The organism is Erwinia sp. GW821-FHT03D09, from assembly GCF_059420805.1.
The window spans coordinates 108,295-121,484 of the sequence record NZ_JBWKUK010000002.1 but is presented as its reverse complement, the minus strand read 5'-3'; the positions used below and the strand labels follow the sequence as shown (position 1 = coordinate 121,484).

Genomic DNA, 13,190 nt, shown 5'->3' with positions numbered 1-13,190 from the left:
GCGAGTTTAGCACTGGCTATCACCGTGCAGCTGCTCCCAGCTCAGATCGAAACGCGCCAGATACTTGCGTAGGCGATCGGCATCGTTGGGCTGCTTTTTCTGCTGGCGGGATACGGCAAACAGCCTGCGGCCGGCATCCGACAGCGACGATGAGGTTCGGCAAACTCAAGCAGTGCGCCGTAGACCTCTTCAAAGTCCCAGGGATCGCGGAGCACGATTTTGTTGAGCCGAACCTGCGTTGACGGTGACACCTGAGCGACATCTTCCACCACCTGCCCGGCCAGCTGCCGGCTGTTACCGCCGTGCAGCAGCTCCAGTCGGTCAATGGCAAAATCCGGCTGCATGCATATCTCGACGGTGGGGCGCCATTTGTTCCAGCGGTTATGTCGTTTCCCGCGTTTATCCAGTGTGGTACCCAGCATGCCAATCACAACCCGGCGCTTTATGTTTATCCTTAAATATAAAAAGCGAGATAAAAAGATAATAATCTAACTTGCGGCATCAATATCGATCATCAAAAATATTTTTAAATATTCATATTATTCATATTATTCATAAAGATAAAAATTAACTCACGGTTAAAACGCGCAATGGCACGCTTCTGGCCATAGGGGGTCGTCACTCACGTTAAGTAAAAGGAATCACAGATGGCAAATGAATGGCAGCAGTTGCAGAACCCTGACGGCGCTGCGGTAAAAATGTGGACGCATGGCGTACCGGTCGATCCGAAGGCACAGCAGCAGCTGCTTAATACCGCCAAAATGCCGTTTATCTTTAAACATCTGGCAGTGATGCCGGACGTTCACGTCGGAAAAGGCTCCACGATTGGCAGTGTGATACCGACCAAAGGCGCGATCATCCCGGCGGCGGTCGGCGTGGATATTGGCTGCGGCATGATCGCCGTGCGGACCTCGCTAACGGCCGCCGATCTGCCAGATAACCTGCTCGGCATTCGCAGCCAGCTGGAGCAGCAGGATCGCCCACCGCTGCCCGACAGTGAAAGGCGCGATGCGACAATGCTGGATCGGTTGCTGCACGATACAGTAATGGCCCAGATGTGAAATGGCAGAGGCATCGCTCGGCTCGGTGCCTCTGCCCTATCGCAATCATAGACGCAATCTTTGCGGCATTTGGCCGAGTGGCGTTACACTTATGCCCAGAAAAATAACTCACTTACTGAACTGGAAGATTCGATGACCAAACATTATGACTATCTCGCCATCGGCGGCGGCAGCGGCGGTATCGCCTCCATCAACCGTGCGGCTATGTACGGACAGAAATGTGCACTGATCGAAGCGAAAGATCTTGGCGGCACCTGCGTGAACGTAGGCTGCGTACCGAAGAAAGTAATGTGGCATGCCGCACAGATTGCCGAAGCCATCCATCAGTACGGCCCGGATTACGGCTTCAACACCACCGTTAACCAGCATAACTGGGACGTGCTGCTGAAAAACCGCAGCGCCTACATCGATCGCATCCACACCTCGTACGACAACGTGCTGGGTAAAAACAATGTTGACGTGATCAAAGGCTTTGCGCGTTTTGTTGATGCGCACACCGTGGAAGTGAACGGCGAAAAAATTACCGCTGACCATATTCTGATTGCTACCGGCGGTCGTCCGGTTCAGCCGAACATTCCGGGTGCCGAGTACGGCATCAACTCCGACGGCTTCTTTGAGCTACAGGCGCTGCCAAAACGCACCGCCGTGGTGGGCGCTGGCTATATCGCGGTTGAAATTGCCGGCGTACTGAACGCGCTGGGTTCTGAAACCCACCTGTTCGTTCGTAAGCACGCGCCGCTGCGCACCTTCGATCCGCTGATCGTCGATACGCTGCTGGAAGTAATCAACACCGAAGGCCCGACGCTGCACACTGAATCTATTCCAAAAGCGGTAGTGAAGAATGCTGACGGCAGCCTGACCCTGCAGCTGGAAAACGGCAAAGAGCAGACCGTTGACTGCCTGATCTGGGCGATTGGCCGCGAGCCGATGACCGACAACCTGAACCTGGACGTTACCGGCGTTGCGCTGAACGACAAAGGCTATATCAACGTGGATAAGTTCCAGAACACCAACGTGAAAGGCATCTATGCGGTCGGTGATAACACCGGCGCAGTCGAGCTGACCCCGGTGGCGGTTGCCGCCGGTCGTCGCCTGTCTGAGCGCCTGTTTAACAACAAACCGGACGAGCATCTGGACTACAGCAACGTGCCAACCGTAGTGTTCAGCCACCCGCCGATCGGCACCGTGGGCCTGACCGAACCGGAAGCGCGCGAGAAGTTTGGTGATGACCAGGTAAAAGTATACAAATCCGCCTTCACCGCGATGTACACCGCCGTCACTCAGCACCGCCAGCCTTGCCGAATGAAGCTGGTCTGCGTCGGTGCCGATGAGAAGATTGTCGGTATTCACGGAATCGGCTACGGCATGGATGAAATGCTACAGGGCTTCGCGGTAGCGCTGAAAATGGGTGCCACCAAGAAAGACTTCGATAACACTGTTGCGATCCACCCGACCGGTGCAGAAGAATTTGTGACTATGCGTTAAGCACTGTTCTGGTATTAAAGAAACACCTGCAGGATATTCTGCAGGTGTTTATTACTGAGTTTGAGGTTAATAGCATGAAATCTATAACCTGTTGATTAAAATGCCATTTCACAAAGCAGTAGCTTAAAAAATCAGCCAATCGAAGAAGAATAAAAATACGGAAATAAAAAAATCTCCTGATTTCACATTATCATTATTCTAAAATTAAACTTCCCTGATGTATGACGCTGAAATATAAAAAATATTTAAAATAATTGTTATACTCAACCCGCCAGAACAGTAACACACTTCACCAAAAGACGTAAGCTGTCCAAAGGAACCGTCACCGGACTGTACTTTCTACCTGTACCCGATAAAAACAGTGAACGGCAAGAATAAAAATAGCCACACGTAAAAATTCTTTATTATATAAAAGCAATCATAAATCTCTTGTTATCAAGGCTGAAATCCCCGATAAAAAGCAATAATGAAATTGCATTATTTATAAGAATTAGGTTGAAGATGCACTGGGTGATTTTAGTAAGCTGACATGGGCATATGTTGTTCTGTCAAAGAGTGATATGTCATTAAATTTTTACGCGACAAATTACCCAGAAGAATGGGTAAGCATTTATAAGGAAAACAGATTATATTACACCGACCCGGTTGTTATTACTGCACGCAACAGATTAACGCCTTTTGAGTGGGATAAAGGTCGAATAGTTAACTCCGGATACCATTACACCGGACGGTTTGATCTGGCTGAAGAGTTTTATTTAGTTAAAGTAAGCACATTTGTTATTCATGACTTTAATAACAACTTCGTTACGTTAACCTTCATCATCACACGGAAAAGTAAATCTGAGGTAGTTAAGGCATTAGTTCAGGAAAAGGGAGATATTTCATGATTACTCGCCTCCATACATGAAACCTATCTTGCTCTTAATTATCTACCAACGAAAAATGTTAAAGAAGTAGAAAATAAAACCGTTTTCATCCAGAGAGAAAATGAAATTCTTTACTGGTCCAGTGTGGGTAAAACCTATCAGGAAACGAGTATTATTCCTGGCATCAAACTGCGCACGGTCAAATTTCACATGTCGAACATTGTCAATAAAATGGGTGTAACAAATGCACGACATGCCGTACGTTTTGGAATGGAACATGGATTAATACAACCTGCAATATAAGACCCAATCGCAATAATGTTTAGTTACCGCTATTTGAGCTGAGGTCCTCCCCAGATGCTCAATCCTTACCCGACCTGGCATAGCTGCACTATGCTGCAATGCCAGAATCAGTGAGATATTATCCCTGAGACAGATATTTACTGCCCGTAATACGCATTCGCCCCGTGCTTACGCAGAAAATGTTTATCCAGCAGCGTCTGCTGCATGCTGTCTACCCCGGGCTGTAGCTGACGAGTGAACAGATTCATATAGGCGATCTCTTCCAGTACAACGGCATTGTGCACGGCGTTATCCGCATCAGCGCCCCAGGCAAAGGGACCGTGGCCGTTAACCAGTACCGCAGGAATATCCTTCGCACTCATTCCCTGCTGATTCACCGTCTCCACAATCACGTTACCGGTTTCGTGCTCATACTGACCGTTAATTTCCTCATCACGCATCAGGCGAGAGCAGGGAATCGTGCCATAGAAGTAATCGGCATGGGTGGTACCCAGCGCCTTCAGCGGCTGACCGGCCTGCGCCCAAATCGTGGCGTGCCGGGAATGGGTGTGCACCACGCCCCCGATATGTTCAAAGGCACGATACAGCACCAGATGCGTCGCGGTATCAGAAGACGGTTTTTTATCACCTTCCACCACTTTTCCGGTTTGCAAATCAACCACCACCATATCCTCCGGCTTCATATCTTTATAATCCACGCCGGAAGGTTTAATCACTACCAGACCGCGTTCGCGATCGATTCCGCTGACATTTCCCCAGGTAAAGGTCACCAGCTTGTGGGCGGGTAATAATAAGTTCGCTTCAAATACCTGTTGTTTTAATTTTTGCAGCATTGTTTACCTCACGTAATAAAGAGTTTATTTCCAGGTGGAAACTCGTGCGCTGAAAATATTCACTTCATCAATTAAGAAGGGGTGAATGGCTTATTACGTTACGTCTAATACTTTGCCGCGAAAAGCCTCTGGTAACGGCGAAACAGAGCAAACAAATATAAACGGTCACAGTCGGGCACATACGGGCATTGATGATTTGCCCGTTTATGTTGATTTAAATCTGCAGATGATTTTTTATCTGCGACGGCGCCCGATTTTACGTGATAAAAATCACATTAAAATGTATTAAATGAAGTCATATCATATAGACATAGTGATGTGATTCACACTAAGGCATATGGAAAAAATAGCTAACGGGTTTCTTGAAATCAGTCACTTTAAAAAATTCTGAAAAGTAAGAATATTAAACCATGTGATAAACAATGGAATCGGGCTATTTATGTTACAGGCTGAACGTTACAAGATGATTTGTAGCTATGTGCAACAGAATGGCTCCGCGCTGGTTGCCGAACTATCGACCATGTGCAGCGTTTCGCAGGAAACCATCCGCCGCGATTTAAATCTGCTGGAACGTAACAAAAAACTGATTCGCAGTTTTGGCGGCGCTGTCTCACTTGATGACTATGACGACCGCACCCGGCCCGTGCAGGACGCGTTCTATAAAGCTGATACCATCGATCGAGCCGAATCTTTACGCAAAAGAACGGAAAAACACCCCGACATTAAGATGAAGCTGGCCAAGGCAGCACTGCAGTTTATTCACCCGGGTGACTGCATCCTGCTGGATAACAGCAGTACCTGCTGGTTCCTGGCGCGACAGATCCCGGATATTGATATCACCGTGGTGACCAACTCGGTCAAAATCATTCAGGCGCTGGCCTGCCGCGATAAGGTGCGTATCATCGGCTGCGGCGGTGAATACTCGGAGCGCCATGACGATTTCCACGGCCCGGTAGCGGAAAGCGCGATTCGTAACTTTCAGATCAATACCTTCTTTTTCTCCTGCCAGGGGCTGAATCTGGAAAACGGCATCCGCGACGGCAGCGAAATTAACGCCCGCTTAAAGCAGGTGATGCTGCAGGTTTCCGGCAAAAAAATTCTGCTGGCCGACTCCAGCAAGTTCGATCAGTTCGCGTTTTGTAAGATCTGCATGCTCGACGACATTGATATTTTAATCACTAATAAAGTGGCTGAAGAAAGAAACTGGGGAGACAGTCCGAAATTTAACGTGATTGAAGTCGATAAATGAGATCCTTAGCGAAAATAAAATCCGTCCGTTCTGACGCATTCGGTCAGAACGACGTTATTACCGTCAATACCAGTGAAAGTTGCAATATATAACCTGAACCTTAACACACCATTATCATTGATTTATTAAATGACTACAGAGGATTAATGCATGCTTTGCGTTATCCATTGCCGATCATTTTATTAAGCAACGAGCGGTGTAATGGCGAAGGAAAATAAGCCGAATAATGCACTATTCGGCAACGATGATAATTAAAATAACCTTCTGAGGATCTCATAATGAAAAAATTACTCTTACCCTGTGTAATCGCCTCACTGATCGCTTCTTTTTCCACCCAAGCTGATGACGCAGCGGTCCCTCAAAAAGCCAACAAGCCTTTTACTATGGGCGTTGTGGTGAAAGTGGGGGGGATTCCCTGGTTTAACGTGATGGAACAGGGGATTAAAGAAGAAGGTAAAGCACTGGGCGTGAATGCCTGGCAGGTGGGGCCAACCACCGCCGACCCGGCCGAGCAGGTGCGCGCCATTGAAGATTTGATCGCCAAGAAAGTTGATGTGATTGGCGTGGTGCCAAACGACGCCAAAGTGCTGGAACCGGTACTAAAACGCGCGCAGGAAGCGGGCATTAAGGTGATTACCCACGAATCACCGGCTCAGGCCAACGCAGACTGGGACTTCGAACTGCTGGACACCCAAACCATGGGCGCTAACCATATGAAAGATATGGCCGCCTGCATGGGTGAGGAAGGCAAGTATGCCATGTTCGTTGGCAGCCTGACCGTTCCGCTGGTAAACGACTGGGCCAACGCGGCCATCGCCTACCAGAAAGAACACTACCCGAAAATGCAGCTGGTTGAAGACCGTTTTGGCGTCGCCGAATCGGTGGATGACTCCATGCGTACAGCCAACGACCTGATGTCCAAACACAAAGATCTGAAAGGCATTATGTCCTTCGGCTCTCAGGGCCCAATCGGCGCAGGCCGCGCGATCGACAGGCGTAAGAAAAACAATGATATCTGCGTCTTTGGTACCTTTACCCCGGGCCAGGGCATCAAACTGCTGGAGAAAGGCGCGATCGATGGCGGCTATATCTCTAATCCGATGACCGCCGGTAAGGTCTTTGTGCAGGTGGCAACCGCGATGATGAACGGTGAGCCGATCAAAGACGGCGTTAAGCTGGGCGACATGGGCGAAATCAAAATCAAAGGCAACACCATCCTCAGCGATAACCCGGAAAAACTGGATGTGGAAAACACCAAACGTCTGGTGAAACTGGGCCTCTGACCCTGAGCCGTATCGCCGGAGCCTTTGTGCTCCGGCTTTAATCACGTCTAACACCAGGGCAAGAACGATGCTAAATAATAACAATGTCGATAACGCCGCCGCGCTGATCACGCTGAACGTGCTGTCAAAAAGCTTTGGCGGCCATCAGGCATTAAAAAACATCACGCTGACCTTAAATAAAGGCGAAGTCCACTGCCTCGCCGGAGCCAACGGCTGTGGTAAAAGCACGCTGATCAAAACTATCAGCGGCGTCTACGCGCCCGATTCTGGCAGCGAAATCATCATTGATGACAAATCCCACACTCGCCTGACGCCGGATCGCGCCAGGGCCTTAGGCATTCAGGTGATCTACCAGGACCTGTCGCTGTTTCCGAATCTGACCGTCGCCGAAAACATTGCCTTCGAATACAACCTGAAGGGCTATTTCGGCTGGTTTAAGCAGAAAAAACTGAAAGAAAAAGCGCAGCAGATCCTCAGCGAGCTGGCGTTTAATATCGATCCGGACGCACTGGTGCAGCATCTTCCCATAGCCCAGCGCCAGCAGATTGCCATCTGCCGTGCGCTGGTTGCCGATGCCAGGCTGGTGATTATGGACGAGCCAACCGCCTCGCTGACGCGCACCGAAGTGAACCAGCTGCTGCGCACGGTGAACTACCTGCGGGATAAAAACATCACCGTGGTGTTCGTCAGCCACCGTCTGGACGAAGTGAAAGAAATTTCCGACCGCATTACCGTGATCCGCGACGGCGAGAAGATTGGCACATGGGACGCCGCCGCGCTCTCTACCGGCAAAATCACCGAGCTGATGACCGGATTAGCCATTGAGCACCAACAGAAGCTGCCGAACGCCGAACTGGGTAAGGTGGTGCTGGAGCTGAATAACCTCAGCCGCAAAGGCCAGTTTGACGATATCTCCCTCCAGCTGCATCGCGGCGAAGTACTGGGCCTGTGCGGCCTGCTGGGCTCCGGCCGCACCGAGCTGGCACTGAGCCTGTTTGGAATCACCCACCCCGATAGCGGCGAGATCCTGCTGGACGGTAAAAAGGTCCAGATCAAAGACAACACTCAGGCACGAGAAATGGGCATTGCCTATGTTTCTGAAGACCGCCTGACGCTGGGTGCCATTTTGCCGCAGTCGGTGGCCGACAACATGGTGATTTCCATCCTCGATGAGATCAAAACGCCGTGGCATATGATCGATGAACAGCGCAAAGACGCGCTGGTGCAGGAGTGGATCAAGGATCTGGATATCAAGGTGACCAACCCGGATAACCCGCTTTCGACCCTTTCCGGCGGCAACCAGCAGAAGGTGGTGCTGGCTAAATGGATACTCACCCGGCCAAAAGTGTTAATTCTCGATGCGCCCACCGTCGGCGTGGATATCGGCGCAAAAGACAGTATCTACAAGCTGATCCACCGCCTGTCCGGCGTCGGTATTTCGGTACTGTTGATCACCGATGAAGCCCCGGAAGCCTACTACAACTGCGATCGCGTGCTGCATATGAAGCAGGGAAAGATCGTCAACGAGTTAATCCCTTCAACGCTGAGCGAACCTCAACTCGCGGAGGCCATCAATGGCTAACATTTTTAAAATGCCACGTTCGGTCGAAGGCTGGCTGGGCTGGGTTATCGCGTTAATGCTGTTGCTGTTTTCCAGCTTAAGCAGTGAGTTTTTATCGATTCAGAACCTGCTGGATTTGACCGAAAGCTATGCCGTAACCGGGATTTTCGCGCTGGGTTTATTTGTCGTACTGGTCACCGGGGGCATTGATATTTCCTTCGCTGCCGTGGCTTCCGTGGCGCAGTATTTTATTGCTTCGCTGCTGCTCAACGATGTAATTGCCAGCCCGCTGCTGTGTATCGTCCTGGCGATGGTCTGCGGCGTGGTCTTCGGTCTGATCAACGCCGTGCTGATCTACTACCTCAATATCGTCTCGATCATTATCACCATCAGCATGCAGTCGCTGCTGTTCGGCATGCTGATGTGGATCACCAACGGCCACAGCATTTACGACCTGCCCGACTGGTGGATCAACCAGCGCACTATCCTTCCCTTCGAATACGGCGGGGAAAGCTATCAGGTGGGCCTGCCGGTGGTGGTGATGCTGGGCATGGCGCTGCTGACCTGGCTACTGCTGAATAAAACCCACATCGGTCGGCAGCTCTATGCCGTCGGCGGCAGCAACGAATCCGCCCGTCGTATCGGCATCCGCGTTTCCGTTATCTATCTGTTTGCCTATGGCTACTTAGGCGCGGCGGCGGCGATTGGCGGCATGCTGCAGGCGTACCGCATGAGCGAAGTGGTGCCTAATGCGCTGGTCGGCGGCGAGCTGGATGTCCTGGCGGCGGTGGTACTCGGCGGTGCCAGCCTCTCCGGTGGCAGAGGATCGGTGATCGGTACGCTGATGGGCGTATTCCTGATCGGCATTTTGAAAAACGGCCTGAACCTGATTGGCGTTTCCAGCTATTTCGTCAACATCGTGATTGGCGTCGTTATCGTCGCGGCCATCTGCGTCACCCACTACAAGAAGCGCAAAGAAACCGATGTCGGCTTCGTCTGACGGAGACTGTTGAATGAAAAATAAATCGTTTTTACCTCTGGATGGCACCAGCACCGGGCTGCTCGGTATTTGCCTGATCGCCACGGTGGCATTTTCGCTGGCGATGCCGGGTCGCTTTCTGACCGAAAACACCTTTCTGAGCATCGCGTTTCAGCTGCCGGAACTGGGCCTGCTGACCTTTGCGATGTTTGTGCCCATGCTGAGCGGCGGCCTGAATCTGTCGATTATCGGTACCGCCAACCTCACCAGCCTGTTTATGGCCTGGCTGCTGATCCACTACGTGCCGGTTGATGCCAGCGTTGGCGTGCAGCTGATGTGGCTGGTGTTGGCACTGCTCGGCGCGGCGGTCATCGCGGTGATGATCGGCGTGCTGACCGGGCTGATGATTTCCCGCATCGGCGCGCACCCGATTCTGGTGACCCTTGGCAGCATGACCATCATCAGCGGCGTTGGCGTATATCTGACCAAAGGCGCGGCGCTGAGCGGCATGCCGCCGATCGTTCGCAGCATGGGATCGGAAGTAATCTGGGGAGTACCGGTCCCGCTGATTATCTTTATCGTCGCTACCGTATTCTTAGCCCTGCTGCTGGGCAGAACCCGCCTCGGAAAAAATATCTATATGTGCGGCAGCAATATCAACGCCACCTGGTTCAGCGGCATCCGCACCGACCGCATCATGATGGCAATTTACGCCATTTCCAGCCTGCTGTGCGTTCTGGCCGGGCTGATCATGATGGCGCGCTTTAATTCGGCGCGCATGGGCTACGGCGACTCTTACCTGCTGCTGACGGTGCTGGCGATTGTTCTGGGCGGAACCGATCCGTTCGGCGGCGTGGGCAAAGTTATCCACGTCTTCTGCGCGCTGCTGGTGCTGCAAGTTATTGCCACCGGGCTGAGCCTGGCGGGTGTCAGCCTGCACTTCAATCTGGCGGTATGGGGCATCACGCTGATTTTCGCCCTGGCGTTCAAATTCTTTAAAAACAAATGGCAGGCGCAGCGGGCGATGAAGCTGAACCGGAAAAAGCACCAGCAGCTGCTGGCAACACGTGGGGAAAGATAATGCGTAAGCATCCATTAGGGATTTACGAGAAGGCGCTGCCGAAAGGGACCAGCTGGATGGAGAAGCTGGCCGTGGCGAAATCCTGCGGGTTTGATTTCGTCGAGATGTCGGTAGATGAAAGCGATGAACGCCTGGCGCGACTGGACTGGACGCAGGCAGAGCGCATGGAGATCATCCAGGCGATTCAGCAGACCGGCGTGCGCATTCCTACACTGTGCCTGTCGGCGCACCGCCGCTTCCCGTTCGGCAGCCGCGATGCAGAGACCCGTCGGCAGGCGTATGCCATTATGGAAAAAGCGGTGCGGCTGGCACAGGATCTGGGCATCCGTACCATTCAGCTGGCCGGCTACGATGTCTATTACGAACCGCAGGACGACGACACTATCGCCCGCTTTGAGGACTCCGTAGCCTGGGCCGTTGAGCTGTCCGCCGGGGCACAGGTGATGTGCGCGATGGAAATCATGGACACGCCGTTTATGAACTCCATCAGCAAATGGAAGGCGCTGAGCGAGAAAATTAACTCGCCGTGGTTCACCGTTTATCCCGATATCGGCAATCTGACCGCCTGGGGCAATGAGGTGGACAGCGAGCTGAGCGGCGGCATCGATCGCATTGCGGCCATCCACCTGAAAGATACGCTGCCGGTCACGCCAGATTCACCAGGCCAGTTCCGCGATGTGCCGTTTGGCGAGGGCTGCGTTGATTTCATCCAGTTCTTTAAAACCCTGCGCCGCCTGAACTATCGCGGCACCTTCCTGATTGAAATGTGGACGGAAAAAGCCGACGAACCGCTGCTGGAAATCATCCGTGCCCGTCAGTGGATTGAAGACAAAATGGCCGCAGCCGGCTGGGGTGAAACCCGCTCCGCGCTGCTCAGCCCGGAGGCAGTATGAGCCACTACTATATGGGCGTTGATTTAGGCGGAACGGTAACCAAAGCGGGGATTTACACCGCCAACGGCCAGGAGGTTAAAGTCGTTGAGTTGGCGGTACCGCTGCTCAGTGAACAAATGGGTTTCTGCGAGCGTGATATGGCCGAGCTGTGGTCCGCCACCAGCCAGGTGATTCGCCAGGCGCTGAGCGAAAGCGGTATTGCGCCAGAGGCGATTCACGGCGTGAGCTTCTCTGCCCACGGCAAAGGGCTGTACCTGGTGGATAAACAGGGGCAGCCGGTACGCAACGGCATCGTCTCCTCCGACTCGCGCGCGCAGCCGATGGCCAGCCGCTGGAAAAGTGAAGGCCGCGATGCCGAAGCTTACGCGCGCAGCCTGCAACAGCTGTGGCCATCGCATCCGGCGGCGCTGCTCGGCTGGCTGAAGGAGCATGAGCCGGAGAACTATCAGCGTTCGGGCTATATTCTGATGGTCCACGACTATATCCGCTACTGCCTCACCGGCGAGTTCGCCTGCGAAGAAACCAATATCTCCGGCAGCAATTTGTTTAATCAGCAGCAGGGGGCATTCGACCCGACGCTGTTTAACATTTTCGGTATTGCAGAGATGGCGGAGAAAGCACCGCCGGTGATCGGTTCCGCCGAATGCGCCGGATACGTCACCGAGCAGGCCGCTGCGCTGTGCGGTTTAAAAGCCGGGACGCCAGTGTTCGGCGGACTGTTTGACGTTGTCGGCGCAGCGCTGGCCTCGGGCGTACACGACAGTTCCTGCCTCAGCGCCGTGGCGGGTACCTGGAGCATCGCCACCCGCGTATTCGACCGTATTGAACCGTCTGACTACCCCTACGTGTGGGGGAAATACTGCATCCCCGGCACCTTCTTTGTTCACGAAGGCAGCCCGACCTCGGCCAGCAACCTCGCGTGGTTTGTGCAGCAGTTCTTCCCGGATCTTCCCGACAGCTATCGTCAGCTGAACCAGTGGGCGAAAAACGGCTATGAAAAGGATCTCAACATCCTGTTTTATCCGTGGCTGTACGGCTCCAACTTCCACGACAGCCTGCACGGCGGCTTCCTTGGTTTAAGCGGCCACCACAGCCGGGAAGATATGGTCTGTGCCATTTATCAGGGCATCGTCTTCTCGCATCTGCTACATCAGGACCGCATACAGGGTCTGAGTGCAGGCAGCGACATCATTCGCTTTACCGGCGGCCCCACGCACTCGGATATCTGGATGCAGATGTTCTGTGACGCCAGCAACCTGCCGCTGGAAATTGTAGACGTCAGGCAGTCCGGCTGCCGCGCGGCGGCGATCTGCGCGGCGGTGGGCGCCGGTGAATACAGCGATTTCCAGACGGCGATGACGCACTGCCAGCCACCCACCCTTCGCCTGGAGCCAAACCCGGCTAAACACGTGATGCTGAGAAAACGCTTCGAGCGCTTTAAGCGGATTGCGCAGGCATTAAGTGAAGTGAAGGCCGTCATCTGATCACCCTCTCCGGCTGCTGCTGCGGCCGGAAAGTTATCCACGTTTACCTTAAATACGCTCATTCCTCGCACAATCCGCTGTCATTTTTTAGCCCTGCTTCCTATTGTGTAAT

13 protein-coding genes and 2 pseudogenes are annotated in these 13,190 nt (G+C 52.7%); 12 read left to right on the top strand and 3 right to left on the bottom strand.

The genetic code is table 11. The features are described from left to right. Positions 1–6: 6 nt before the first annotated feature. Positions 7–123, bottom strand: a complete 117-nt coding sequence (locus AC07U6_RS02280; protein ID WP_494764410.1) for a hypothetical protein — start codon at positions 121–123, stop codon at positions 7–9. A 35-nt stretch (positions 124–158) separates the two neighbouring features. Beyond that, a pseudogene (locus tag AC07U6_RS02275) lies at positions 159–422 on the bottom strand (RNA repair transcriptional activator RtcR family protein); the annotation flags it as partial. A gap of 225 nt (positions 423–647) precedes the next feature. Between AC07U6_RS02275 and AC07U6_RS02270 the strand changes: the two are divergent. The 4 genes and pseudogenes from AC07U6_RS02270 to AC07U6_RS02255 form a co-directional block, all read left to right on the top strand. Next, positions 648–971 (top strand): annotated as a pseudogene (locus AC07U6_RS02270) (RtcB family protein); the annotation flags it as partial. Positions 972–1,193: 222 nt separating this feature from the next. Then, on the top strand, positions 1,194–2,546 hold the full coding sequence (gorA, locus tag AC07U6_RS02265; protein WP_494761200.1) for a glutathione-disulfide reductase: 1,353 nt from the start codon (positions 1,194–1,196) through the stop codon (positions 2,544–2,546). 560 nt (positions 2,547–3,106) lie between these two features. After that, positions 3,107–3,433 (top strand): autoinducer binding domain-containing protein, encoded by a 327-nt coding sequence (locus tag AC07U6_RS02260; RefSeq protein ID WP_494761199.1) that lies wholly within the window; start codon positions 3,107–3,109, stop codon positions 3,431–3,433. Between the two features lie 12 nt (positions 3,434–3,445). After that, on the top strand, positions 3,446–3,715 hold the full coding sequence (locus AC07U6_RS02255; RefSeq protein WP_494764409.1) for a helix-turn-helix transcriptional regulator: 270 nt from the start codon (positions 3,446–3,448) through the stop codon (positions 3,713–3,715). 137 nt (positions 3,716–3,852) lie between these two features. Here AC07U6_RS02255 and araD read toward each other — a convergent pair whose 3' ends face one another. Continuing rightward, the gene (gene araD, locus AC07U6_RS02250) at positions 3,853–4,548 is read right to left on the bottom strand and encodes an L-ribulose-5-phosphate 4-epimerase (protein WP_494761198.1); all 696 of its coding nucleotides are present in this window, start codon (positions 4,546–4,548) and stop codon (positions 3,853–3,855) included. Positions 4,549–4,633: 85 nt separating this feature from the next. On the opposite strand from araD, the gene AC07U6_RS02245 reads away from it, so the two are divergent. From AC07U6_RS02245 to AC07U6_RS02210, 8 genes are all read left to right on the top strand, one after another. Further along, positions 4,634–4,837: a hypothetical protein gene (locus AC07U6_RS02245; protein ID WP_494761197.1), complete on the top strand. Its 204-nt coding sequence runs from the start codon at positions 4,634–4,636 to the stop codon at positions 4,835–4,837. A gap of 150 nt (positions 4,838–4,987) precedes the next feature. Next, entirely contained in the window at positions 4,988–5,797 is an 810-nt protein-coding gene (locus tag AC07U6_RS02240) for a DeoR/GlpR family DNA-binding transcription regulator (RefSeq protein WP_494761196.1), read from the top strand. A 278-nt stretch (positions 5,798–6,075) separates the two neighbouring features. After that, the gene (locus tag AC07U6_RS02235; RefSeq protein ID WP_494761195.1) at positions 6,076–7,080 is read left to right on the top strand and encodes a substrate-binding domain-containing protein; all 1,005 of its coding nucleotides are present in this window, start codon (positions 6,076–6,078) and stop codon (positions 7,078–7,080) included. 67 nt (positions 7,081–7,147) lie between these two features. Beyond that, entirely contained in the window at positions 7,148–8,662 is a 1,515-nt protein-coding gene (locus AC07U6_RS02230) for a sugar ABC transporter ATP-binding protein (protein WP_494761194.1), read from the top strand. Next, positions 8,655–9,641, top strand: coding sequence for an ABC transporter permease (locus tag AC07U6_RS02225; RefSeq protein ID WP_494761193.1), 987 nt, complete (start codon positions 8,655–8,657; stop codon positions 9,639–9,641). Before AC07U6_RS02230 ends, AC07U6_RS02225 begins: the two co-directional genes overlap by 8 nt. Before the next feature lie 13 nt (positions 9,642–9,654). Further along, entirely contained in the window at positions 9,655–10,701 is a 1,047-nt protein-coding gene (locus tag AC07U6_RS02220) for an ABC transporter permease (protein ID WP_494761192.1), read from the top strand. Then, on the top strand, positions 10,701–11,594 hold the full coding sequence (locus tag AC07U6_RS02215; RefSeq protein WP_494761191.1) for an L-ribulose-5-phosphate 3-epimerase: 894 nt from the start codon (positions 10,701–10,703) through the stop codon (positions 11,592–11,594). Before AC07U6_RS02220 ends, AC07U6_RS02215 begins: the two co-directional genes overlap by 1 nt. Beyond that, entirely contained in the window at positions 11,591–13,078 is a 1,488-nt protein-coding gene (locus AC07U6_RS02210; protein ID WP_494761190.1) for an FGGY-family carbohydrate kinase, read from the top strand. Before AC07U6_RS02215 ends, AC07U6_RS02210 begins: the two co-directional genes overlap by 4 nt. The last annotated feature ends 112 nt before the right edge of the window (positions 13,079–13,190 follow it).